The organism is Actinokineospora xionganensis, assembly GCF_014323725.1.
GTDB classification, from domain to species: Bacteria; Actinomycetota; Actinomycetes; order Mycobacteriales; family Pseudonocardiaceae; genus Actinokineospora; species Actinokineospora xionganensis.
Window position 1 is genome coordinate 80,559 of sequence record NZ_JABVED010000003.1, and the last position, 23,684, is coordinate 104,242.

The 23,684-nt window shown below is 69.3% G+C and carries 23 protein-coding genes; 10 read left to right on the top strand and 13 right to left on the bottom strand.

From position 1 onward, the window contains the following. The first annotated feature begins 74 nt into the window (after positions 1-74). Positions 75-845 carry a glycosyltransferase family 2 protein gene (locus GPZ80_RS06610; RefSeq protein ID WP_187219157.1) on the top strand — a complete coding sequence of 257 codons (771 nt, stop codon included), beginning with the start codon at positions 75-77 and terminating at the stop codon, positions 843-845. On the opposite strand, the gene GPZ80_RS06615 is transcribed toward GPZ80_RS06610, so the two are convergent. Both GPZ80_RS06615 and GPZ80_RS06620 read right to left on the bottom strand, forming a co-directional pair. Next, complete coding sequence (locus GPZ80_RS06615) at positions 846-2,006, bottom strand: acyltransferase family protein (RefSeq protein ID WP_187219159.1); 1,161 nt, start codon at positions 2,004-2,006, stop codon at positions 846-848. It abuts the gene before it with no gap. A gap of 174 nt (positions 2,007-2,180) precedes the next feature. Continuing rightward, complete coding sequence (locus tag GPZ80_RS06620; protein ID WP_187219161.1) at positions 2,181-4,136, bottom strand: DUF6541 family protein; 1,956 nt, start codon at positions 4,134-4,136, stop codon at positions 2,181-2,183. A gap of 250 nt (positions 4,137-4,386) precedes the next feature. On the opposite strand from GPZ80_RS06620, the gene GPZ80_RS06625 reads away from it, so the two are divergent. Continuing rightward, positions 4,387-6,006 (top strand): glycosyltransferase, encoded by a 1,620-nt coding sequence (locus tag GPZ80_RS06625; protein WP_246476846.1) that lies wholly within the window; start codon positions 4,387-4,389, stop codon positions 6,004-6,006. Next, positions 5,994-6,905, top strand: a complete 912-nt coding sequence (locus GPZ80_RS06630) for a glycosyltransferase (RefSeq protein ID WP_222718977.1) — start codon at positions 5,994-5,996, stop codon at positions 6,903-6,905. Before GPZ80_RS06625 ends, GPZ80_RS06630 begins: the two co-directional genes overlap by 13 nt. 137 nt (positions 6,906-7,042) lie before the next feature. Here the strand turns inward: GPZ80_RS06630 and GPZ80_RS06635 are convergent, their stop codons facing one another. Continuing rightward, positions 7,043-7,246, bottom strand: a complete 204-nt coding sequence (locus GPZ80_RS06635) for a cold-shock protein (RefSeq protein WP_187219165.1) — start codon at positions 7,244-7,246, stop codon at positions 7,043-7,045. A gap of 255 nt (positions 7,247-7,501) precedes the next feature. Between GPZ80_RS06635 and GPZ80_RS06640 the strand changes: the two genes are divergently transcribed. Beyond that, positions 7,502-7,873, top strand: coding sequence for a hypothetical protein (locus GPZ80_RS06640; protein ID WP_376771649.1), 372 nt, complete (start codon positions 7,502-7,504; stop codon positions 7,871-7,873). Then, entirely contained in the window at positions 7,873-8,610 is a 738-nt protein-coding gene (locus GPZ80_RS06645; protein ID WP_187219167.1) for a lysophospholipid acyltransferase family protein, read from the top strand. Before GPZ80_RS06640 ends, GPZ80_RS06645 begins: the two co-directional genes overlap by 1 nt. 152 nt (positions 8,611-8,762) lie before the next feature. On the opposite strand, the gene GPZ80_RS06650 is transcribed toward GPZ80_RS06645, so the two are convergent. Then, positions 8,763-9,572 (bottom strand): HAD family hydrolase, encoded by an 810-nt coding sequence (locus GPZ80_RS06650; RefSeq protein WP_187219169.1) that lies wholly within the window; start codon positions 9,570-9,572, stop codon positions 8,763-8,765. An 81-nt stretch (positions 9,573-9,653) separates the two neighbouring features. On the opposite strand from GPZ80_RS06650, the gene GPZ80_RS06655 reads away from it, so the two are divergent. From GPZ80_RS06655 to GPZ80_RS06670, 4 genes are all read left to right on the top strand, one after another. Beyond that, positions 9,654-10,637 (top strand): LLM class flavin-dependent oxidoreductase, encoded by a 984-nt coding sequence (locus GPZ80_RS06655; protein WP_187219171.1) that lies wholly within the window; start codon positions 9,654-9,656, stop codon positions 10,635-10,637. A 102-nt stretch (positions 10,638-10,739) separates the two neighbouring features. Next, positions 10,740-11,954, top strand: a complete 1,215-nt coding sequence (gene glf, locus GPZ80_RS06660) for a UDP-galactopyranose mutase (protein ID WP_187219173.1) — start codon at positions 10,740-10,742, stop codon at positions 11,952-11,954. 4 nt (positions 11,955-11,958) lie between these two features. Further along, complete coding sequence (locus GPZ80_RS06665; protein ID WP_187219175.1) at positions 11,959-12,459, top strand: phosphatase PAP2 family protein; 501 nt, start codon at positions 11,959-11,961, stop codon at positions 12,457-12,459. Then, entirely contained in the window at positions 12,456-13,355 is a 900-nt protein-coding gene (locus GPZ80_RS06670; RefSeq protein ID WP_187219177.1) for a decaprenyl-phosphate phosphoribosyltransferase, read from the top strand. Before GPZ80_RS06665 ends, GPZ80_RS06670 begins: the two co-directional genes overlap by 4 nt. A 144-nt stretch (positions 13,356-13,499) precedes the next feature. Here GPZ80_RS06670 and GPZ80_RS06675 read toward each other — a convergent pair whose 3' ends face one another. The 4 genes from GPZ80_RS06675 to dprE1 form a co-directional block, all read right to left on the bottom strand. Next, a complete protein-coding gene (locus GPZ80_RS06675; protein ID WP_187219179.1) occupies positions 13,500-14,006 on the bottom strand; it encodes an NlpC/P60 family protein in 507 nt (168 codons plus the stop codon). 113 nt (positions 14,007-14,119) lie between these two features. Beyond that, positions 14,120-17,215, bottom strand: coding sequence for an AfsR/SARP family transcriptional regulator (locus GPZ80_RS06680; protein WP_187219181.1), 3,096 nt, complete (start codon positions 17,213-17,215; stop codon positions 14,120-14,122). A gap of 92 nt (positions 17,216-17,307) precedes the next feature. Then, the gene (gene dprE2, locus GPZ80_RS06685; RefSeq protein ID WP_187219183.1) at positions 17,308-18,063 is read right to left on the bottom strand and encodes a decaprenylphospho-beta-D-erythro-pentofuranosid-2-ulose 2-reductase; all 756 of its coding nucleotides are present in this window, start codon (positions 18,061-18,063) and stop codon (positions 17,308-17,310) included. Between the two features lie 64 nt (positions 18,064-18,127). Beyond that, positions 18,128-19,510: a decaprenylphosphoryl-beta-D-ribose oxidase gene (gene dprE1, locus GPZ80_RS06690; RefSeq protein WP_187219185.1), complete on the bottom strand. Its 1,383-nt coding sequence runs from the start codon at positions 19,508-19,510 to the stop codon at positions 18,128-18,130. 35 nt (positions 19,511-19,545) lie between these two features. On the opposite strand from dprE1, the gene GPZ80_RS06695 reads away from it, so the two are divergent. Further along, positions 19,546-19,962 carry a GtrA family protein gene (locus GPZ80_RS06695; protein ID WP_312880165.1) on the top strand — a complete coding sequence of 139 codons (417 nt, stop codon included), beginning with the start codon at positions 19,546-19,548 and terminating at the stop codon, positions 19,960-19,962. Here GPZ80_RS06695 and GPZ80_RS06700 read toward each other — a convergent pair whose 3' ends face one another. From GPZ80_RS06700 to GPZ80_RS06720, 5 genes are all read right to left on the bottom strand, one after another. After that, a complete protein-coding gene (locus GPZ80_RS06700) occupies positions 19,963-20,229 on the bottom strand; it encodes a hypothetical protein (RefSeq protein ID WP_187219187.1) in 267 nt (88 codons plus the stop codon). Between the two features lie 74 nt (positions 20,230-20,303). Then, positions 20,304-20,942: a hypothetical protein gene (locus GPZ80_RS06705; protein WP_187219189.1), complete on the bottom strand. Its 639-nt coding sequence runs from the start codon at positions 20,940-20,942 to the stop codon at positions 20,304-20,306. Then, positions 20,939-21,604: a hypothetical protein gene (locus GPZ80_RS06710; RefSeq protein WP_187219191.1), complete on the bottom strand. Its 666-nt coding sequence runs from the start codon at positions 21,602-21,604 to the stop codon at positions 20,939-20,941. Before GPZ80_RS06710 ends, GPZ80_RS06705 begins: the two co-directional genes overlap by 4 nt. 28 nt (positions 21,605-21,632) lie before the next feature. Next, on the bottom strand, positions 21,633-23,096 hold the full coding sequence (locus tag GPZ80_RS06715; protein WP_187219192.1) for a WXG100 family type VII secretion target: 1,464 nt from the start codon (positions 23,094-23,096) through the stop codon (positions 21,633-21,635). Continuing rightward, positions 23,093-23,617: a YbaB/EbfC family nucleoid-associated protein gene (locus GPZ80_RS06720; RefSeq protein ID WP_187219194.1), complete on the bottom strand. Its 525-nt coding sequence runs from the start codon at positions 23,615-23,617 to the stop codon at positions 23,093-23,095. Before GPZ80_RS06720 ends, GPZ80_RS06715 begins: the two co-directional genes overlap by 4 nt. Between the last annotated feature and the right edge of the window lie 67 nt (positions 23,618-23,684).

A 23,684-nucleotide genomic window follows, 5' to 3' on the forward strand; every position in this document is an offset into this window, starting at 1 on the left:
GTCCCCTACTCTACGGGGGCGTTCGGTGGAGATCGCCGCGGCGGGGGCCCGCCGAGTCTGTCGAGGAGGCAAACTTGACCTCACCGGTCTCCGTTGTCATTCCCTGCGCGCCGAAGGCCGAGTACCTCGGCGAGACCTTGCGGTCGGTGGCGGCGCAGACCCACGACGCGTGGGAAGTCGTGCTGGTCCTTGACGGCGACTGCGAGCAGAACCGCGCGGCGGCCGCCGAACTCGGCGACCGGATCACCGTGGAACTGACCCCGCGGCCGCGCAGTGGTCCGGCGGTCGGGCGCAACATCGGCATGGCCGCGGCTCGCCACGACCTCATCGCCTTCCTCGACGCCGACGACCTGTGCGCACCCGAGCGGCTCGCCACCCAGGCCGCTCTGCTCGACCAGCGACCTGATCTCGGTCTGGTCGGCGCGTGGTCGACGAAGATCGACCCGAGCGGCAAGCAGGTCGGCGTCGCGCACTCGGTCACCGGCGAGGACAAGGTCGCCCGCACGATGCTGGTGTTCAACTGCCTGACAACCTCGACGATCATGACCCGCAAGGTGCTCGCCGAGAAGCTCGGCGGCTTCGACCCGCGGTGCGTTCGCCTTGAGGACTATGACCTGTGGCTGCGGATCCTGGCCGAGGCTCCGGGCGACGTGCTGCCGCAGGAGCTGCTCGGGTACCGCGTGCACCCGGAGCAGTACAGCCGCGGTGGTCTGCTCGGCCCGCAGACCGCCCTGATCCGCGAGAGCAAGCAGAAGCTGGGCAAGCGGATCGGCGTCGGGTCGATTGGCATCGCGGCCCGCCACCTCGCCTGGCTCGGCGTGCAGGTGGCCAACCGCCGCTGGTAATCAGGCTCGCGCCGGAGCCAGTGTTGTCGAGGATTCGGAGTCCGCGGGGTCCGTGGCGTTCGAATCCTCGGACTTCGCGTCCCCGGACGTGTCGGTCTTGGCGACCTTGCGACTGTCGAGGGTCGTGATGAGATTCCGGCCGACACCGATCATCGGCAACTCCACCCAGCGGTAGAGGACGTCGGCCACGATCAGACTGGCGACCGTAACCGCGATCACGGTCGCGGTCCGCTCGATCCGCAGGACCGGGAAGGTGGCCGCGATCATGGTCCCGGTGAGCGCCTGCACCAGGTACAGCGAGTACGACCGCTCACCGATGAACCGCATGACCGGGTTCGACAGCAGCGGAAGCAGCGGCCCGCCGTTGAACAGACCCGGCAGCATCAATGCGACCGCCAAGCCGTAGGTCATGACGAGGACGTCCTCGTTGCCGAACGCGCCCAGGAAACTCTTGGTGTTCAGCTGCACGACGACGACCGCGACCGCGAAGACCATGCCGAACACCGGCAGGGTCAGGTACCGCAGGAGCGCGAAGCCGCGCGGGTAGTGCAGCACCACGGCCAACAGGCAGCCGATGAGGATGACGATGTAGGACGCGGAACCGTAGGTGTAGAACGGCACGATCAGGGCGGCGGCCAGCAGGGTCATCGCGGTGGCGATGACCGTGACGCGCTTGCCGAGTGTCAGCGCGCCGAGCGCGAAGGCGAGCAGCGGCCAGACCAGGTAGAACTTCTGCTCGATCGCCAGCGTCCAGGAGTGACCGAAGATGTTGCCCGCGGCGATGTACTCGTTGTTGAACGTCAGGTAATAGGGCAGCACTTCGCCGACGTTGTGCGAGGTGTACTCACCGCGCAGGTAGTGCAACAGGACCGTCGCGCCGAGCACCACGTAGTAGACGGGCATGATCCGGAACGCGCGCCGGATGTAGAAGTTGCGCAGTGACACCCGACCCTTGCGGCCCTCCTCGCGCAGTGCGAGCGTGGTGATCAGGTAGCCCGAGATGACGAAGAACATGTGCACGCCGAGCCAGCCGCTCATCGCGTGCCACTTGGTGCCCCCGAAGTGGGAGAACACCACCATCACCGCCGCGATCGCCCGGAGCCCGTCCAGGGCCGCGAAGTGCCGGATCGCCAGGTATTCCTCGTGCTTGAGCGGGGCCATGCTTCCTCTTCGAACGCAGGGGAACGCGGTCTCGTCGCGCCGCTCGGCCACCGGGCCTCGCGGATGCGCGGCTCGCCTGTGTGCACGGCCGCCAGCCGGTCATGGTGCCACAGTGGCGAATCGATCCCGAACACGGTCGGCGTGGCGAGTTGCGCGGCTCGCACACGGGGGTGTTCAGCCGCCCGGGCGCTGCTGGGGGCGTGGCTGGTCCAAGGCGACCTCGTAGACCCGGGACGAGCCCTTCGCGAAGACCAGCTTCAGTGACCGGGCCTCGGCCAGGTCGTCGAGACCGGGAGCGGCGCCCTTGGCGCCGTACACGCGGTCGTCGGTGAAGAAGACATGGGTGATGCCGAGCTTGCGGACGATCGCCTGGATCTCGGTGTCGGTGTCGAGCTCGTCGAAGCGTTCCCACAGTTCGACCCGGTCGGCGCCCGCTGACTTCAGGTCGGGCCTCCCACTGAACACATGGCCGAAGACGGGCTGCACGTCCTCCAGTGCCCACATCCACGCCGAGCCGTCCGTCGGGTCGTTCATGACCACGCCGTTGTCGGGCACGACGTTGCCGAGTTCCTCGATCGCCGCCGCCTTGGGCGGTGTCATCGTCCCGGCCTGCGCACCGTAGGAGGGTTGGATGAAAGTGACGTTGCGATCGATATAGAACGTGTTGGACACACCGGCGAACGCGACGACGACGGCGGCGAAGGCGAGGCTGCGCACGATCACGTCGTCGCGCGTGGTCCAGCGCGCGGTGACCCGGACGAGGAAGTCCCGCGCGACGACGAAACCGTTGGCCGCGACCAGGAGCAGGGGAAGTGTGCACAGCGCGGCGAAGCGCCAGCGGTCGTTCCACCACGGACCGGTCAGCAACGCGACCGTCGGGCCCTCATAGGAGGCCGCGAGGACGAACAGGACGATGAAGACCAGGCCGCCGACGAGCCACCAGCCGAGGTCGCGCAGCCTGCGCAGCCCCACGACACCCGCGATCAGCGCGACGACCAGCCACCACTGCGGAAGCGCGGTCTCGTAGTTCTGAAAGAGGATCATGCCCAGCACGGCGCCGGGAGTGCCGTAGGTCGGCCAGTCGAACCCGGAGGCGGTCGCCATGCTCGCGGCCTTGAGCAACTCCGGCAGGGCCCTCGCCGCCGCGAGCACACCCATGATGCCGACCGCGGCCAATTCCGGCAGCGGCACCCGGCGGGCCGTGATCCAGCGCTGCAGCACGTAGACGCCGCAGAACACCGCCGCTGACAAGGCGACGCTGGGATGCAGGGTGACGAGTCCGGTCGCGGCCAGGGCGGTGATCAGGACGAGTGCGGGGTCGCGCCGGTCGAGCAGCGTGACGAACAGTGCGACGAAACCGGGGATGACCGCGACCCCGACGGCGAACGGCCAGACGGGGCCGAAGAACTCCAGCGCGTACGGGAAGCTGGTGAACGTGCCCGCCAGCAAGGCCGTCGCCGCGATCAGGGCGGGGCGGGCCTTCGCGGCCCGCAGGACACCGATCATCGACAGGGCGAAGACGAACGCGAGCAGCCCGGACTGCAGGTTGAGCAGCTGCGGGACGGTGCCCGCGGTGACCTGCAGCGCCGTCGCGACCAGGACGTGGAAGCTGTTCGGGTAGAAGAAGTTCTGGTTGGACGGGTCGTTGATCGCGCGCAGCGCCGAGGGCGCCGACTCGCCGGTCTCGGCGATGAACCGGACCGAGTTGGCGTGGAAGATCGCGTCCCAGAACTGGTGCACGGCGGTGAAGCCCGCGGTCGAGCGGGACGTGACGAGCAGGCCCACACCCGCGGCGATGACCAGCGCGGCGACCACGCCCGCGTGGTGGATCAAGCTCCACCGCGGCAGACCGTCCCCCGGAGACATCGGGAACCAGCGCCTGCCCGCGAGGCGGGCGCCGAACACGACCACACACACCGCGGCGGTGACCGCGAGCAGCGCCCAGACCGACCAGCCGCCCAGCAGCGCGGGGGCCAGCGGCGCGCCGAGCGAGACCACGCCGTAGGTGAGCACCGGCGCCGTGCCCAGCAGCACCCAGCCGCGCAGGCCCGCCGAGACGCCGACCAGCAGGCCCGGGACGACCAGCAGCGTCGTCAGCACCAGACACAGCAGGCCGGCATTGGTAAGCATCTATGGGGCCTTTCCACACTCGGGTCACCGCGGCCGGACGCGCGGGCAGCCCAGGACCGCGAGGCCAGGGCCGGTACTCGCCATGCACTCTATCCGCACCGGCCATTTACACCGGCGCGCGCCGGCGGTCAACGTGGGCATCAGCCGACCGGGTGCAACCGGGCGGTACCCTGGATCGCGCCTGGCTCCGGTCCCGCGGAGCGCCGGACGACCCCCTCTGAGAGACGTGACGGACCAGCCTGAGATTCAGATGCCCCCCGCGACCTTCGAACTCGTCGACGAGAGCGGGGTGTTCGATGGCGAACAGCCCGGCATCCTCGACGACCGGGAACGCGCGCTGGTCATCGGCGCGGCCAACTACTACGCGCTGACGATGCCGGGGCAGACTTTCCGGTTCACCGTGCTCAGAGGACCGTCCGGCAGCCTTCCCTCGCTGACCGACGAGGAGACCAGCCAGATCGAGTGGGCCGACGACCGCCAGGTCGTGGGTTCGATGGTCTTCCGCAGCGTCGTGCACACCACCCGGTCCTCTGGCGAGGCCGAGGCCATGATCGACCTGACGGTCGACGTCGGCGGCGCGGAGCAGATCGCCACGGCGTACAACCAGCTCCCCGGCGTCCTGGGCGCCGTGCGGCGCGCGGTCCGGTTCAGCGCGCCGGTCCAGTTCGACGCGCTGCGGCAGTTCCGCACCGACGTCATCCACTGGCGCAACCGCAGCGAGCAGCCCTCCAAGGCCTCGCCGGTGCTCATCGACCGCGGCGCGTCCGCGGTCGGCCCAGGCAAGGTGCCCGCGGTGCTCTTCGGCATCCACTGGCTCGAACTCGGCGGCGCGGAGCGCTGGGCGGTCGAGACGGTCCAGCTGGCCAAAGAGGCGGGTCTGGTGCCCATCGTGGTCACCGACCGGCCGTCGAGCCATCCCTGGATCACCCGGCCCGAGTTCGACGGCGCCGTCGTGGTCCCGCTGACCATGCCGCTGCCCCCCGGCCAGGAATCGGCCTTCCTCAACGGCGTGCTGTCCGCGTTCGACGTGCGCGGTGTGCACGTCCACCACTGCACCTGGCTCTACGAGCGGCTGCCGTGGCTCAAGGCGGTCCGCCCGGACATCCCGGTCGTCGACTCGCTGCACATCCTGGAATACCGCACCGGCGGCTTCGTCGACATCTCCGTGCGGATGTCGAACGTCATCGACAAGCACCACGTGATCTCGCCGCAGCTGCGCGACTACCTCATCGGCAAGCAGGACGTCGACAAGGACAAGGTCGCCCTCGCCACCCTGGCGAACCTGACGGTGCGCGGCGAGGCCCCCGAGCCCGCCGCGGCCGCTGACGGCCCGTTCACCGTGGCGTTCGTCGGCCGGTTCACCCAGCAGAAGCGGCCGTACCTGTTCCTCAAGCTGGCCGCCGAACTCAAGGGCTCGGCGCCAGGCGACATCCGCTTCATCATGCACGGCGACGGCGAGCTCTCCGGCGAGGTGCACGGCCTGCGGTCCCGGCTGGGCCTGGCCGACGTGCTCGAGATCCGCGGGCCCGACCAGCCGGTGTCGCGCACCCTGGCCGAGTCGGACGTGCTGGTCATCTCCTCCGACAACGAGGGCCTGACCCTGACCTCCTTCGAGGCCTCCGCGGCGGGCGTGCCCGTCGTGTCCGCCGACGTCGGCTCGCAGGCCTCGCTCATCGCCGACGACCTGCTCTGCCCCCGGCACCCGTACCCCTTCATCCGCACCGCGGCCGACCGCATCGCGACGATGATGACCGACCCCCAGCAGCGCGAGACCTGGCTGGCCGAGCAGCGCGAGAAGTCCGAGGCCTTCGCCGCGCTGCCGGATGCCCGGTCGATGGTCCGCGACCTCTACCAAGGATGGATGCAGTGAGCACTGTCGCCGCCGTTGTCGTCACGTACAACCGCAAGGACAAGCTGACCAAGGTCCTCGACCACGTCCTGGGCCAGTCGCTGCGCCCGTCGTGGGTCGTCGTGGTCGACAACGCCTCCACCGACGGCACGGCGGACATCCTCGCCGACTACGCCAAGCGCGACGACCGGGTCGTGGTGGTCAGCCTGGACTCCAACACCGGCGGCGCGGGCGGCTTCGCGACCGGCATGGCCCGCGGCTACGAGTTGGGCGCCGACTTCGTCTGGATCATGGACGACGACTGCTACCCCAACGCGGATGCCCTCGAAGAGCTGGTCAACGGCCACGCGAAGGCGGAGTCGACGCTGGGCACCCAGCTGCCGTACGCGTGCTCGCTGGTCAAGTTCATCGACGGCAGCATCTGCGAGATGAACAACCCGGGCACCACCTGGGACTGGGGCAGGCTCATCTCCAAGGGCGAGCAGAGCGTGCTGGTCACGCACTGCTCGTTCGTCTCAGTGCTGTTCCCGCGCTGGACGCTCACCCGGCACGGGCTGCCGCTCAAGGAGTACTTCATCTGGTTCGACGACCAGGAGTACACCCTGCGCATCACCAAGGACGCGCCTGGCGTGCAGGTCCTGACCAGTGTCGTCGTGCACGACATGGGCGTGAACCGCGGCGTGAACTTCGGCGACGTCACCCCGGCGAACGTCTGGAAGTTCGAGTACGGCGCCCGCAACGAGGCCTCGTTCCGCCTGCACCACGAGAACGCGGTCGCGTTCGCCAAGTTCGTCCTGCGAATGTTCCAGGGCCTGCGTGGCGGCGGCGTGCCGTGGCCGCTGCGGGTGCGGCTGTTCAAGAAGGTCATCGAGGGCGTGAAGTTCAACCCGAAGCCCGACTTCCCCCGATCGGTGCTCTGACCCGGCCGGGTTCCACGACGACGAAGGGCCGTTCCCCACGGGGGAGTGGCCCTTCGCGCGGACCGGCTTCACCGCCCCGCGACGACCAAACGGGCCGCTCCCCGAGAGGGGAACGGCCCGTCTGCGTCTGATTCAGATCAGATGGTGCGCACGCCAGTGGCCTGCGGGCCCTTCTGGCCCTGACCGATCTCGAACTCGACACGCGCGTTCTCGTCCAGGCTCTTGAAGCCATTGCCCTGGATCTCCGAGTAGTGCACGAAGACGTCGGCGCCGCCATCGTCAGGCTGGATGAATCCGAAGCCCTTTTCGGAGTTGAACCACTTCACTGTGCCCTGTGCCACGACTATCTCCTCAACAGGTACCGCTACAGCGCGCACGGGTGCGCACGCCTTGGTCGGTTTCAGACGGCGACTTCTCCGGCTTGACCTGGAGGAAAACCGCGCGCCCGCAACGATCTCTTGCGAGCGTGATCTAACACGTACTCAAGAAAACTTACGACCTCACACAGTCAACCACACACCCCGCACCCAACGCACGTGTGACGTGACACGAGGTCGGGGGTTGCGGCCGTTCCCCTGCTGGGAGACGCTTTGGGAGTGAGCGAGCTCGCCAGTGAAAAATCCGTGACCGAGAACACCGAGACCATCGCGCTCGACCTCGACGAAGCCGGAGTCTCCGTAGACCTGCCCCGCCCCGCCCATCGCGGCGACCAGGTCCAGGGCGTTCCCTACCGCCCGGTCGAATTCCGTGACGACGACCTTCCCGCGGCCCTCGAACGGGCCGCGTCGTGGCTGCGGGCGACCCAGGACTGGCTCGGTGAACCAGTCGATGTCATCGCGATCCATCTCGACTATGACGACGGCGAGGGATCGCCGTATTACGACGTCAAGCTGCTGTGCAACGAGGAGGACCTCGCAGGCGCCCCGATCGTGCTGCGCGAGCAGGCCGCCAAGGCAGTGGGCGACTAGTGGCCGAGATCGTCTACCCGCCAGTGGTGCTGGCGGCCAAAACCCTTTTCCGGGTCATGGACTACCGGGTCGACGTCCAGGGCGGCGAGCACATCCCGAAGACGGGTGGCGCGGTCATCGCCTGCAACCACGTGAGCTACCTCGACTTCATCTTCGCCGGCTTCGGCGCGCAGCCCGCCAAGCGGCTGGTGCGCTTCATGGCCAAGCAGCAGATCTTCCACAACAAGATCGCAGGCCCGCTGATGCGTGGCATGCACCACATCTCGGTCGACCGGTCCGCGGGCCAGGCGTCGTACCGGGAGGCGGTCGAGAAGCTGCGCGCGGGCGAGGTCGTCGGGGTGTTCCCCGAGGCCACCATCAGCCAGTCGTTCACCGTCAAGGACATCAAGACGGGCGCGGTGCGGATGGCGGCCGAGGCGGGTGTCCCGGTGGTGCCGATGGCCCTGTGGGGCACGCAGCGGCTGTGGACGAAGGGTCGCCCGAAGGATCTCAAGCAGCGCCACATCCCGATCCTCATCCGGGCCGGTGAACCATTCACCGTCGGCCCGGACGACGACCAGGAGGCCCTGACCGTCGACCTGCGCACGCGGATGACGGAGCTGCTCGACCGCGTCCAGAAGGACTACCCGGACTCCCCATCCGGCGAGTCCGACTCCTGGTGGCTCCCCACCCACCTAGGCGGCACCGCCCCCACCCCCGAACAAGCCGCCGACCTAGACAAACGCCGCCCCGAGTAACTCGCCGTCCCGTTTCGGTCGCGAGTCCAACATTCAGAACAACGAGTCCAACATTCGGAACATCCAACTCACCGTTCGTGACCTGCGAACGTTGGTCTCGATGTTCTGAATGTTGGACTCGTTGTTTTGAACGTTGGACTCGCGAGTTGTGGCTAGAACCAGCGTTCGAGGACTTGGGCTACGCCGTCTTCGGTGTGGGAGGCGGTGACTTCGTCGGCGGCGGCGATGACGGCCGCGTCGGCGTTGGCCATCGCCACGCCGTGCCCCGCCCAGCGCAGCATCTCGATGTCGTTGGGCATGTCGCCGAAGGCCACCACGGACTCCTGCGCCACGCCCACCCGCTCGGCCACCTCGGCCAGGCCGTGGGCCTTGGTGACGCCGGGCGCCGAGATCTCGATGAGGCCGCGGTTGGTGGAGTACGTGATGTCGACGGCGTCGCCGAGCAGCTCCCCGGCGACCATCGCGATCTCGGCGCTGGTCATGTCCTCGTGTCGGATCAGCAGCTTGGTCGACAGCCTGCCAAGCAGTTCCGCCCGAGGGCGCATGTTCTGCTCGGCGTCGCCCCACGGGTTGCGGAAGCCGGGCTCGGTGGCGAAGGTGACGCCGCCGTCGTAGGGGCCGAGGTCGGCCCACTCCGACGCGAGCCGCATTCCGGGCAGCACGCCGTCGAGGGTGTGCGCGACGTCATGCAGGAGCATCGGCTCCAGGCCGTGCACGCTCAGCACCGACGAGCTCGCGATGTCGTAGACCACCGCGCCGTTGGCGCACACGGCGTACCCGTTGAGGCCCGTGGGCTCGGCGACCGGCGGGATCCAGCGCGGCGGCCTGCCCGTGACCAGCACGAACGGGGTGCCGGATGTCAGCACGCGGTCGATCGTGGCCTGGGTGCGCGGGGTCACCGACTCGTCCACGGAAAGCAGGGTGCCGTCGATGTCGGACGCGATGAGCCTGGGTTTCTCCACGCCTCCATACTCCACGACCGGCCGCGATCGCTCGACGGCTTATCGACCACACGGAGCCGCCCGGTTCGCTAGGTTCGTGGCGTGCGAGTAGGCATCGTCATCCTCCCCGAGTACCGCTGGTGGGCCGCCGAGCCGCGTTGGCGCGGCGCCGAGACCTACGGCTTCGACCACGCCTGGACCTACGACCACCTGGGCTGGCGCTCACTGGTCGACGGCCCGTGGTTCGACTCCATGGCCACCCTGACCGCCGCGGCGATGGTCACCGAGACCCTGCGGCTGGGCACCCTCGTGGTGTCGCCGCATTTTCGCCACCCGGTGTCCTTCGCCAGACAGGTCCTCACCGTCGACGACGTCTCCGACGGCCGCTTCATGCTCGGCCTCGGCTCCGGCGCCACCGGCAAGGGCGGCTACGACCGCACGGTGATGGGCGAGGAGGAGATCACCCCGCGCCAGGTCACCGCCCGGTTCGGCGAGTTCGTCGAGCTGATGGACTCGGTCCTGGCCAAGCCGGTCACCGACTACCAGGGCGAGTACTACACCGCGGTCCAGGCGCGCAGCGCCCCCGGCTGCGTGCAGCGGCCGCGGGTGCCGTTCCTGGTGGGCGCGGACGGCCCGAAGGCTATGGCTGTCGCCGCGCGGCACGGCCAGGGCTGGATCACCCTGGGCCCGCACGAGGCCGCCGACCTCGACGACTGGTGGCGCGGGGTGGGCGAGCGCGCCGAGAAGTTCGACGCGATCCTGGCCGAGCGGGGCCGCGACCGCGCGACCGTCGACCGCTACCTCAGCCTGGACGCCTCCCCGCTGTTCTCCCTGGAGAGCGTCGAGGCGTTCCGCGACCACGTCGGCCGCGCCCAGGAACTCGGCTTCACCGATGTCGTCGTGCACTGGCCACGGCCGGACGGCGTCTACGCGGGCCGCGAGAGCGTGTTGGAGCAGGTCGCGGCCGAGGTGCTGCCGACTCTCGGCGGCCGGGCGAGCCTGCTGGCCCAAAACTCCACCGAGACGAGCAACGTCATGGGGGACCCGGGCGTCTCTCTTGGCGAGGTGGACAGTTCGGAGGGGTAGTTCCACAGGGGACGCGGGGCCCCGGTGCCGGGTGATCGGCGCCGGGGCCCCGCGTATGTCCCGGTGCGAGTGGTCGACGACACGCAGGTAGCCTGGGCCCTCGTGAGCGACGGTGCGAACACCCCAAGCAGCTACGCAGGCTACGACCTGATCATTGTCGGGTCCGGATTCTTCGGCCTCACGATCGCGGAGCGGACGGCGACCCAACTGGGCAAGCGCGTCCTCGTGATCGACCGACGGCCGCACATCGGCGGCAACGCCTACTCGGAGCCCGAGCCGGAGACCGGTATCGAGGTGCACAAGTACGGCGCGCACCTGTTCCACACCTCGAACAAGAGAGTGTGGGACTACGTCAACCAGTTCACCGAGTTCACCGACTACCAGCACCGGGTGTTCGCGCGCTACCAGGGACAGGTCTACGCCTTCCCGATGAACCTCGCGCTGATCAACAGCTTCTTCGGCAAGTCCTTCACCCCGGACGAGGCCAAGGCGCTCATCGCCGAGCAGTCGGCGGAGATCAAGACCGAGGACGCGCAGAACCTCGAGGAGAAGGCGATCTCGCTGATCGGCCGCCCGCTTTACGAGGCGTTCGTCCGCGGCTACACCGCCAAGCAGTGGCAGACCGACCCCAAGGAGTTGGGCGCGGCGATCATCACCCGCCTGCCGGTCCGCTACAACTTCAACAACCGGTACTTCAACGACGCCTACGAGGGTCTGCCCGTCAACGGGTACACCGCGTGGCTGGAGAAGATGGCCGAGCACGAGAACATCGACGTGCGGCTCGACACCGACTACTTCGACATCCGCGACGAGATCCCGGCCGGGACCGCCACGGTCTACACCGGCCCGCTGGACCGGTACTTCGACTACTCCGCCGGTGAGCTGGGCTGGCGCACCCTGGACTTCGAGACCGAGGTCGTCCCCACCGGCGACTTCCAGGGCACCTCCGTCATGAACTACAACGACGAAGAGGTCCCCTACACCCGGATCCACGAGTTCCGGCACTTCCACCCGGAGCGCACCCACTACCCGACGGACAAGACGGTCATCGTCCGCGAGTACTCGCGCTTCGCCGAGTCCGGCGACGAGCCCTACTACCCGATCAACACCCCCGAGGACCGCGAGAAGCTGGCCCGCTACCGGGACCTGGCCAAGGCCGAGGCGGCCGAGAAGAACCTCATCTTCGGCGGCAGGCTGGGCACCTACCAGTACCTCGACATGCACATGGCGATCGGTTCGGCACTGTCGGTGTTCGACAACAAGGTCGCCCCCCACCTGACCGAGGGCGCCCCGCTCGACGGTTCGCTGGACGGCTAGGCGCATGAGCCGGGAGACCGCCGCGCTGAGCCGCGTCCAAGGTGCCATCGCCAAGCCGGCGGTGGTGAAGGCGGCGCGCGGGCTGTCGCACTTCGGTGAGCACAGCGCGGGGTGGTTCGCGCTCGGGCTGATCGGCGCGGCGGTCGACAAGCGCAGGCGCCACGACTGGCTGGCCGCCTCGGCCGGGATCGTCGCGGCGCACGCGACGTCGATCGCGGTCAAGCGCGTCGTGCGGCGGCCCCGTCCCGAAGACCCTTCGGTGAGGGTGTTGGTCAGCACGCCGAGCAAGCTGAGCTTCCCGTCGTCGCACGCCACCTCCACGACGGCGGCCGCCGTCCTGTTCTCGGGGCTGACCGGCAGGCGGCTGGTGCCCGTGCTGGTGCCGCCGATGCTCGTGTCCCGGTTGGTCCTCGGCGTGCATTACCCGTCCGACGTGGTCGCCGGGTCCGTGCTGGGCGCCGTGGTCGGCGGGCTCCTGCGGCGCAGGCTGAAGAAGCGCTCATGAGCGAGGTGGCGGCGGTGGCCAAGCCCGGGCTGGTCAGCGGGCTCCTGCGCACGGCTCGACCGCGCCAGTGGGTCAAGAACGTCCTGGTCCTGGCGGCCCCGTTCGCGGGCAACCGGATCTTCGAGGGCCCGGTACTGCTCGACGCCGCACTGGCGTTCGCGGCGTTCTGCCTGGTGTCGTCGGCGGTCTACCTGGTGAACGACGCCATCGACGTCGAGGCCGACCGCGCGCACCCCACCAAGCGCAACCGCCCGATCGCCGCGGGAATCGTGCCGGTCCGGCTCGCGTACCTCACCGCCGCGGTGCTGCTGGTGGCCTCGTTGGCGCTGGGCCTGCTCACCGGGTGGCCGCTGGTGATCGTGCTGGCCGTCTACGCCGGGGTGCAACTCGCCTACTGCCTGGGCCTCAAGCACCAGCCGGTGATCGACCTGTGCATCGTGGCATCGGGCTTCCTGCTGCGGGCGATCGCGGGCGGTGCCGCGGCCGGTATCGCGCTGTCCCAGTGGTTCCTGCTGGTGGCGGCGTTCGGTTCGCTGTTCATGGTGGCGGGCAAGCGGTACGCCGAGGTCGTGCTGTTCGAGAAGACCGGCGCCAAGATCCGTGAGTCGCTGCGCAAGTACTCGTCGAGCTACCTGCGGTTCGTGTGGGCCACCTCGGCCGCCATCATGATCACCACGTATTCGCTGTGGGCGTTCGAGATCCGCGAGCGCAGCCCGAACCACTCGGTGTGGGCGGTCATCTCGATCGTCCCGTTCGTCATCGCGGTCCTGCGCTACGCCGTCGACGTCGACCAGGGCGGGGCGGGCGAGCCGGAGGACATCGCTCTGAAGGACCGTGTGCTGCAGGTCCTCGGCGCTTCCTGGGTCGCGTGTCTGGCCCTGTCGGTCTACCTCTGACCATGGTGATGGGGCGCCCCCCTCGGGCGCCCCATCACCATGTCGGGGTCAGAACCGCGCGCTGATCATGGCCGTGCGACGGATCCGGCGAGCATGGCCGCGGCGGTGGCGCGGCGGGCGAGCTTGGACTGTTTCGACATGGGGTCAGATCTCCTTGCGGGTGGCGGCGGTCAAGCCGCTCGGTGTGATGAGCGAATGGCGGTGGGGCGTGTACAGCTCCCCGCATCGCTCATAGGGAAAGGGAATGCGGCGGAGCACGGTGCCGGTCTCGCCTGACTGCTCGAACCCCCAGTACGCGGTCCGTTGGCTGGTGGCCCACTCATGGAAGATCGTCACGTGCCGGGTGAGGTTGGTGCCCTCTGTCCGCAGCAGGACGTCGCCCGCGACCAACTCGTCCTTGGTGATCAGCGAACTGATCCGGGCGAGTCCGATCGTGTCGAGGCCGCCGTGGCGATTGAGCGGTACCCCAGGTAGGCCCCAGGCCATCGAGACATAGCCCGAGCAGTCAGTGCGGTAGATCCCGTACTCGTTCTGGTGGAACTTGCTTTGGCTGTAGGGAACCGAAGGCCGAAGCCAGCTCTCCGCGCGCTCGACGATCTCGCTACGGCGGATCGGCCTGCCGTGGGCGAGGTCCCGGTGCGCGATGGACATGTCGTGGTGACCCGTTCTCGTGTCGTCGTTTCCCTGACACGCGAAGAGTCGCGGACGCCCCTGCAACCGGGCTCCAAGTCCGCTTGAGGCCAAGCCCGATACCTACAGAAAACCTATAAGCGGGCCTGGAGCCGCACGTGGTCGCGCCAGTCGGCCGGGGTGAGGTCCTCGATCTCGGCCAGCTCGCGGGCGCCGGTCTGGGCGAACAGCTCGCGGGCGCGCGCCCAGTGCTCGTCGGCGCGCTCCGGGTCGGCGGCGGCGAGATCGCGCAGCGTCCGGGCCTGCCACAGGGGCAGCTCCAGCTCCGACCACTTGGCGAGCGCGTCGAGCAGCGCCTCCCGCGCGCGGGGAAGCTCGCCCAGCGCGAGGTGCAGTTCCCCGACCGTTCGGGTCATCAGGGCGCCGCCGAACCGGTCGCACTGGGCGGTGCAGATCCGCAGGCACGCGGCGAGGGCGTCGGCGACGCCGTCGGTTTCGCCCATGCGCAGCCGGGCCTTGGCCCAGGACTGCCGGGCGTAGATCGCCCCGAGTTCGTCGCCCGCCTCGAGCAGCAGTCGGGCGGCTTCGGCGCTCAGGTCCACGGCTTCGGCGTACTCGCCGGCCGCGCGGTGGCACAGGCTCAGCCCGCGCAGCGCCAGCGCTTCGCCGCGGCGGTCGTCGATCTTCTGGTACAGCTCGACGCAGCGCCGGAACTGGCTCGCCGCGGAGTCCAGGTCGCCGTGGTCGCGGCTGATCGCGCCCAGCCCGTAGCGGGCGGCCGCGAGCACCGGGTCGTCCCCGTTCGCCTCGGCCGACTCGGCGGCGGCGGTGAGGTCGCGCTGGGCGTCGGCGAACTGGGCCAGGTCGCGGCGCACGGTCCCGATGCCGACCAGGGCGACGGCCCGGGTGCCGTCGTCGCCGATGGTCTCGGCGTGGCCGAGGGCCTGCTCGAAGTGGTCGAGCGCGGTGGGGAAGTCGTCCTTCTCGTAGTAGAGCTGACCGAGACCGGCCAACACGACCGCTTCGGCCTGGCGGTCGTTGTTGCAGCGCGCGGCGCGCAGGGCGACCTCGTGCGTGCGCTGCCAGCCGTCGAACTCGTTGCGCGCCGCGAAGGGCGAGGACAGCAGCGAGGTGATCAGCAGCGTCGTCATGCCGTCGATGCCGAGGTCGTGGGCCCGTTCGACGGCGCGCACCACCGCGGCGGTCTCGGATTTGAGCCAGTTGGTGGGCTCGGCCTCGGTCTCCTCGATCAACCGGGGGTCGACGTCGACGTTGGACGTCAGCGCCGGGCGCAGCCCCAGGGTGACCCGCGGCAGTTTGCGGGACCCCGCCTCGACCAGCGCCATCCAGGTGGCCAGCGTGCGCGACACCGCCGCGGCGATCAGGTCCGACGGCTCGTCGCCGACCGCGTGCTCGGCACCGAAGAGCTGCACCAGGTCGTGGAAGCGGTAGCGGACCCGGCCGATGGCGTCGACGCCCGCGACGTCGAGCAGCCGCAGCTCGACGAGCTGCTCGACGATGTCCTCGGCGTCCTCCAAGGACACGTCGAGCAGCGGCGCGGCCAGCCACCAGCCGAAATCGGGCAGGTCGAGCAGGCACAGCAGGTGGAACGCGCGCCGCTGGACGTCGTCGAGCTCGGTGTAGTTGAGCCGCAGGCTCGACCGGATCGCCAGGTCGCCGATGGCCAGCTCGTCGAGCCTGCGGTGCTCGTCGGACAGCCGCGAGGCCAGTGACTTGAGCGGCCAGTGCGGCCGGGCGAGCAGCTTCGCCGCCGCCGCCCGGATGGCCAGCGGGATGCCGCCGCACAGGTCGGCGATCCGCTCGGCCTCGGCCCGCTGGGACTCGACCCGGTCCGCGCCGATGATGTTGCCGAGCATCTCGACCCCGGCGGCGGTGTCGAAGAAGTCGAGCTCGACCGGCTCGATGCCCTGCAGACCGGCGAGCCGCGACCGGCTGGTGATGATCACCAGGCAGTTCGCGTCGCCGGGCAGCAGCGGCCGGACCTGCTGTTCCTCGCGGGCGTTGTCCAGGACGATCACGAGCTTGCGGCCCGCCACCTTCCGCCGGTACAGCTCGACCCGGTCGTCGAGGGTCGCGGGCAGATCGGCCCCGGTGACCCCGAAGGCGCCGAGGAACCGCCCCAGCACCTCGAACGCGCCGAGGTCGCGGTCGGACCCGCGCAGGTCGGCGAACAGCTGCCCGTCCGGGTAATGCGTGCGCAGCAGGTGCGCGGCGTGGATGGCCAGCGTGGACTTCCCCGCACCGCCGAACCCGGAGATCACCACGGTCGGCACCGCCGTGCGCGCGCTGTCGGGCTCGCCGAAGGCCAGCACGGTCGCCAGCGGCTCGTCGCGGCCGGTGAAGTCGCCGATGTCGGGCGGCAGCAACCGGGGCACGGGCGCCTCGCTGGGCCGCGGGGCGGGCACGACGCGCGCGGCCACGGGCGCGCGCGGTGTCGTGGCCAGCGGCCGGAGGGTGCCGTCGAGGATGGAACTCTGCAGCTCACGCAGCTTCTCACCGGGTTCGAGCCCCAGCTCGTCGAGCAGTTGCGTCCGGCCCTCGCGGTAGACCTCAAGGGCGTCGGCCTGCCGTCCGCTCTCGAACAGCGACCGCATCAGCAGCCCACGCGACTCCTCGCGCAGCGGGTGGTTGGCGACCAGTCGGCGAAGCTGGTCGGCGACCTCCTCGGCGCGGCCCGCCACGAGCTTGCACCGGGCCAGCCCCTCCTCGGCGCCGAGCCGCTCCTGGATGAGCCGGTCGCTTTGTGACCGCGTGAACCCGGAGTCGACGCCGCCGAACGGCAGCCCACGCCACAGCCCGACGGCCGCCGCGAACTCGCGTGCCGCCGTCTCGTAGTCCCCGCCGCGCTCAGCCTGCCGGGCCGCGCCCACGTGCGCGGCGAAGTCCTCCAGGTCGCTGTCGCCGTGTCCCACGTCGAGCAGGTAGCCGGGCGCGCGCGTGACCAGGACGCCCTTGCGGCCCACCGCGGCGAAACCGCGACGAAGGCTGGAGACGTACGTGTGGACCAGCGCGGTCGCCGATTGCGGCGGGTCGCCGTCCCAGATCCGGTCGATCAGCCGTTCGATGGGCACGACTTGCCGTGCCTGCAACAGCAGCACCGACAGCAGCGCCTTGGGCTTCGGGCCGCCCAGCGTGACAGGTGTGTCGTCGGCCCGGATTTCGACCGGACCCAACACCAGGATGCGCACAAGTTCCCCCAGTGTGCTCAAACCCTATTGGTTCGATTTTGGCACACCCGAGGGCCGTTTCGGCGACTTGGTGAATACCACTTTCACAGCCGACGACCGGCCCTGACGGTGCGTCAGATGGGCAGCTTGCGGAAGATCGGCCGCGGGATGTGTCGCAGCACCGACATCACCGCGCGCCACTGGCCGGGGGCCCACACCAGGTCGCGGCGCCTGCGGACGGCGTCGACGACGATCTCGGCGACCTTGTCCGGGGTGGTCGCCATGGGGGCGGCCTTGAGGCCCTCGGTCATCTTGGTGTGGACGAATCCCGGGCGCACCACCGTGACGTGGATGCCGTCGGGCCGCAGCGCCTCGCCCAGACCGAGGTAGAAGCCGTCGAAGCCCGCCTTGGTCGAGCCGTAGACGAAGTTGGACCGGCGGACCCGCTCACCGGCCACAGAGGACAGTGCGACGATCGAGCCGTGGCCCTGCTCGCGCAGCCGCTCGGCGAGCGCGATGCCCAGTGACACTGGGGCGGTGTAGTTGACCTGGGCCAGCTCGACCCCGGTGGCGTGGTCCTGCCAGGCCTGCTCCGGGTCGCCGAGCAGACCGAAGGCGATCACGGCGACGTCGATGTCGCCGTCGGCGAAGGCCTGCTCGACGACACCGGGGTGCGAGTCGATGTCCTTGGCGTCGAACGGGATCGTGCGGACCGTCGCGCCGAGGCCGCGCAGCTTCTCGGCGGCGGCGTCGAGCCGCTCGGACGGACGGGCCGCGAGGACGACCGTCAGCGGGGCCTGGCGGGCGTAGTTCTCCGCGACGGCCAGGCCGATCTCGGAGGTGCCGCCGAGCAGGAGCAAGGACTGGGGAGTGCCGACTGCGTTGATCAATGTCCGAGCCTTCGCCATTCGTTGTGTCGAGTACAAAGCGTCGACTGTGTTAATGCTGTGTCCATCAGAGTTCGAGCCTGCGCGCCTGGTCGGAGATGAAAAGGCCGCCCGGGTCGACGCTGTGGCGCACCTTGCGCCACTCGTCGAGCCGCGGGTACATGCGGTGGAAGGTCTCCGGCGCGGTGCGCGACTCCTTCGCCAGGTACAGCCGCCCGCCGACGCCCAGCACGAGTTCGTCGAGCTCGGCGCAGAACGCCGGAAGTCCTGGGGTGATCGGGAAGTCGACGGTGATCGTCCACCCCGGCCGCGGGAACGACAGCGGTGCCGCGTTGCCCTCGCCCATCCGCTTGAGCACGTTGAGGAACGACACGTGCCCGGACTCGGCGATGCGCCGCACGATCCGGCGCAGGTCGGCGTCGGCCTCGAACGGGATGATGAACTGGTACTGCAGGAACCCGTTCGGCCCGTAGGCCCGGTTCCACTCCCCGAACAGGTCGAGCGGGTGGTAGAACGCCGTCAGGTTCTGGATCTGGCCGCGGGCCTGCTTCGGTGCCTTGCGGTACCAGGCCTCGCCGAGCGCGCGGAACGTCAGCTTGTTGGCCAGCCCGTTGGGAAACACGTTGGGCAGGGTCAGCAGTTGCGGCGCGTCGAACTTCAGCGGGTGCGCCCGCAGCTTCTTCGGCAGTTGGTCCACTGTGGCCAGTGAGCCGCGGGAGAACACCGCGCGGCCGAGTTTGTCGCCGGTGGAGATGGAGTCGAACCAGGCCATCGAGTAGTCGTAGTTCTCGTCGGACCCGTCGGCGAACAGCGACAGCGTCTCGTCCAAAGTGGACGTCCGATCGGTGTCGACCACGAAGTAGGCGCTCTCGATGTGCTTGAGCGCCACCGTCGCGCGCAGGATGATCCCGGTCAGGCCCATGCCGCCCACGGTCGCCCAGAACAGCTCCGACTCGGGACCGTCCGGGGTGATCGTGCGCACCCGGCCGTCGGCGGTGAGCAGGTCCATCGACCGCACGTGGTTGCCGAAGCTGCCCGCGGTGTGGTGGTTCTTGCCGTGGATGTCGGACCCGATGGCGCCGCCGATCGTGACCTGCCGGGTCCCGGGCAGCACCGGCACCCACAGGCCGAACGGCAGCGCGGCACGCATCAGCTGGTCGAGGTTCACCCCGGCGTCGATGACGGCCAGGCCGGTGTCCGCGTCGATCGAGTGGATCCGGTCCAGGCCGTTCATGTCGACGACCATGCCGCCCGCGTTCTGTGCCGGGTCGCCGTAGGACCGGCCCAGCCCGCGCGCGATGACCCCGCGCTCGGTCGCCTGCGCCACCGCCGCGATGACCTGGTCTTCGGTCGTCGGATGAGCGACTCTGGCGACCGACGGCGCCGTGCGGCCCCAGCCGGTCAGCGCGCGGGTCTCGAACTCCGGTCCTGCGTTTGAAACAGCCTCCACCCAAGCCAGCGTAGCGGCGTCCCTAGACTGACCGGGTGGCCGAGGTCAGGAGCGACTCCGAGCGCGCGGGGCTGGTGAGACAGCTCACGCGCTTCGTCATGGTCGGCGGGTTCTGCGCCCTGGTCGACTCCGGCGCCTACTGGGCGCTGCTTCAGGCGGGCACCTGGGTGCACCTGGCCAAGGCGCTGAGCTTCATCGCGGGCACCACCACCGCCTACTTCCTGAACAAGCGCTTCACGTTCGCAGGCGCGGCCGACCGCGGCGCGAGCCAGGCGGGCGGGTTCGCCCTGCTCTACACCGTGACGTTCTTCGTCAACGTCGGGACGAACGCGCTGATGCTGCAGCTGCTACCCGAGGTGCGTTGGGAGTACGCCATCGCGTGGGTTGTCGCCCAGGCCGTCGGGACGACGATCAACTTTGTGATGCTGCGGACCGTCGTCTTCCGGCAGTGATCACACGCCGAAGCCACTGACCTTCCGGTTGGCGCTGCCGTAGACGCGGACATGCGAGGGCAGCTCGTCGAGGTGTGCGGCGACGACATGCCCGAAGTTCACCGCGACCGTGTTGCCGTCGTCGAGTTCGAGGGTGTCGACACCGCCCGAGGCCATCAGGACCGGCAGCCGGGGCTTGATGCTCTTGGCGCTCTTGGGGGAGAGCGTGAAGACGACCTCGTTGCCGGTGGCGAGGTGGAGGATGAGGGTGCGCTGGGAATCGCTCATGGGTCCCACCTGACCACCGCATCCTTTGGCGGGCAAGTGGGGTTCACTGGTAGCGGATCAGCTACGAGCGGAAGTCAGTGCCGGTTCATCTCTTTCGCCAGCATGGCGCCCCGACCGACGCCATCGTCGCGGACGTAGAGCTGTGAGCCGTCGGCGAAAGCGACCCGGACGAAGGTCGGCGCGGGAATCGACCGGCCCAGCATCACCGGCCCGATCCCCGCGACCCGCGACGCGGGCACGCTGTACTGGACGTGGACCGGGTCTTCCGGGTCCCACCCGGTCTTCGAGGAGACGACGTAGTCATAGGCGCGGCCGAGCAGGCTGCCGCGATCCTCGGCCGGCGCCTTGGGCTGGTCGGCGAGAAGCTTCCTCGGAAAGCTGACGGTCAGCCGCTTGTGGGTCGCCAGGATCGCGACGACGCCAAGCCCCGAAGCGGCCTGCTCCGCCATGAGTGCCGCGTCTTGGCCGGGATGGCTCGCTTCGGCCCACATGCCGATCGCCGGGTCGTCCGCCCAGTCGTTGGCCACGAACTCGCCCCGCGCGATCACCTGTGCGGGAAGCGGCCACTTCGGGTCGTCGAAGACCAGTTTCGGGGCGTCCGGCCGTGGTCGTCGGGGCACCTCGACCGCGCCCGAGACTCGGGTTCCCACGGCGAGGTTCTCGCACAGCAGCAGGTGCAGGACGGTCTCGTCACTATCCAGAACCGCGGTCACTCAGGGGCTCCATGAGAGAGAGCGAGCATCCGCTCGACCTGGGCCTTGTCGGCACCTGCCGGAATGAAGTCGATGGCCGACCCGTCGACCAGCTCGACCCGCAGCGCGGGCCGCCGCCCCATCGACGTTTTGCGCTCCACGAGCGTGATGGCCCGGATCTGGGTGCGCGCGAACTCGGCGATGACAGTGTGCTCGCGGGGGCCACTTGTCTCCACGCCGGCGTTGGTCAAAGGCGAGCTGACAACGTCCGCCACGAGCTTCCCGACTTCGGCCACGCCGCGAAAGAAGCCCTTCTTCTTCGGCTCGGGCTCCGGCTCGGGGTTCTTGACCGCGACTGCCCGAAGCAGCCGCCCAGTCGTCAGCGCCCACATCGAGGGGTCCCGGAATTGGAACCCATGGGCCACCGCGAGACCGTCCGGGGAGTTGCCTGCGAGAACCACGTCGGGCGGGGTCGACCTGCCTGAATCGCTACCCGCTTCGGGCGGTGAGAGGATCATGAGCGCGGCTCCGACGCCTCCGGCGGCGGCGCGCGAGAGAAAGCCCGGCGTCGGGGTGCCGTCCGGGTTGAGTCCGGGCACGTCGAAGTGCTGCAATCCGGTCCGGGTCGCCCAGAGCAATCCCTCGCCAGGTCCGAGCAGCCGCCGAGCCGTGAATCCAGGCATCAGAATATGCGGATCCATGACGCTGCCCTCACTCGTTCAGGGTGAAGCCCCGGTCCGTGTCGGCCCGGCGCTCCTCCTCGGTCGAGGGGTCCATCGCCTTGTTGTAGCCCTTCTCGACGCCGTACTCGATGACCGCGCCAGGGACATTCTCCATGGCCGCGTTGGTGGCAGCGATGCTTCCGGTGGTGGTGCCGCTGAGGCCTGCCATCCGAAGCCCGGCATCGGCCACATTCTGGGCGAGCGCCTGCTCGCCGGTGACATTTTTGCCGAACACGTTGGCGCTCGACTTGGATACGCCTGTGGCGGCGTCCCCCTTGGTGAGGATCTTGAAAGCCGGGTTGCTGTCGATCTTGCGGGCGATGTACTTCTGCGCCATGTTTCCGTCTCGAAGGTTCTCCATCTTGGACACGACAGTCCGGAGACGCCCGGTACGGAGCGCCTTGAGCAGGTCCTCCAACTTGGTGAAGATCGGCTTGAGCTTGTGCAGCAGGTTGGCGACCTTGGTGCCCAGCCGGGTGCCGGTGATCGCGACCTGCGCGGTGGTGAGCCCGGTGGCCGCCGCCACGGAGGCGCCCGCGGTGATCCAGGAGGCGGCCAGGGCCGCGATCCACTCGATGATCAGACCGATCACGAGTTCCTGGATGATGTCGATGACGGTCTCGACGAACAGGTCGAACAGGTCGGCCGCGAGGTCCAGGTTCTCCTTGAGCCCCCGGATGTCCGAGGCCATGGCCTTGGCGCCCTCGGCGAACTCGGCCATCTCGGCGCGGAAGGCGTCGCCCGCCTCGCCCTCCCAGACCGGCTGGGTGGCGTCGGAGCGCTGCTTCTCGTGTTCGCCCGCGCCCTCGACCCACTGGGCGATCTTCTCCCAGCCCTCGCCCGTGCTGCGCATCTGCTCGGGGTCGCCGATCGCCGGTTCGAGCACGAACTCGACGAGCGGGCTGATCACCAGGCCGATGAGGAAGCCGAGGCCGTTGTCGAAGAACGCCTGACCGGGGCTGGTGACGGCCTCGAGCTGCTGCATGCGGGCGTTCACCGTGGCGATGGCGATCTCCGGCGGCGTGCCCGCGTCGGCGAGGTCGGAGCTCGCGTTCACCCACGAGCTGCCGTAGCCGGCGTGCTGCTCCAGGTAGCCCTTCGACTTGCCGTCGCCCGCGTTCACCGAGCCGATGCCGCCCGGCCCGTCGAGGGAGCCGGATAGCTGCCCATAGGTCCCGGCCTCACCGGTGTCGGTGCTGCTGTAGTTCTTCGCGGTGTCGGTGACCGCCGCCGACACCGCGGACATGTACGTCTTCGCCTGGGTGGCGAGCTGCTGGCATTCCTCGACGTTGTTGAAGTACGCGAACGCGAGGAACTCGCCCAGCGGCCCGAAGCAGTCGTCGGACACCCGCGCCTGCTCGAAGACGCCCGCGAGCGCGCCGAAGTGCTCGCCGGTGGCCTCCGAGCCCAAGCTGTAGGCAGCGAGCGCCTCGCCGCTGATGATCATGGTCATCGGTTGCCCCCGAAAATCGAACCAGTCGAGAAGTCGTCGTCGTCACCGTCTTCGACGGGGCGCGGCGGACGCTGGTTCCGGCTGGGCGGGGGCGCGGCGAAATCGGCCCGGGAGGCGCCGGGCGGCGGCGGCGCGGGCAGTGCCGCGGGCGGCGGGGGAGCCGAGGGGCCGATCGGCGGCTGGTTCGGTGTGTGCGCCCGGAACGCCTCCTGGAACTGGGCGAACTTGTCCTCGCCGACGGCCGGGCGTACGAGCTGCTCCATCGCGGCCGCGGCCTGCATGGTGGCCTGCCGGATGGTGCCGAGGATCTCCTGCGTGAGCTGGACGTGCGACATCTTCATCGCCGCCGGACCCAGTTGCAGGCCGAGAACCGCGCCGGAGGGGGCCACGGTCACCGTCACCGAGCCGTCTCCGTTGCGCGCGCTGCCCTTGAGCTGCGCGATGCCCTCCTTGAGCGCCGAAGCCCGGGCTGCTTGTTCCTCGAAGCGTCGCATGGTCGCCTGGAGCTTGGCCTCGTCCATCGCTAGTCCTCTCGTTCGGCGGTGCCCAGCACGCACAGTATCCGCGTTTAGCGGCTCACGTCAGGAG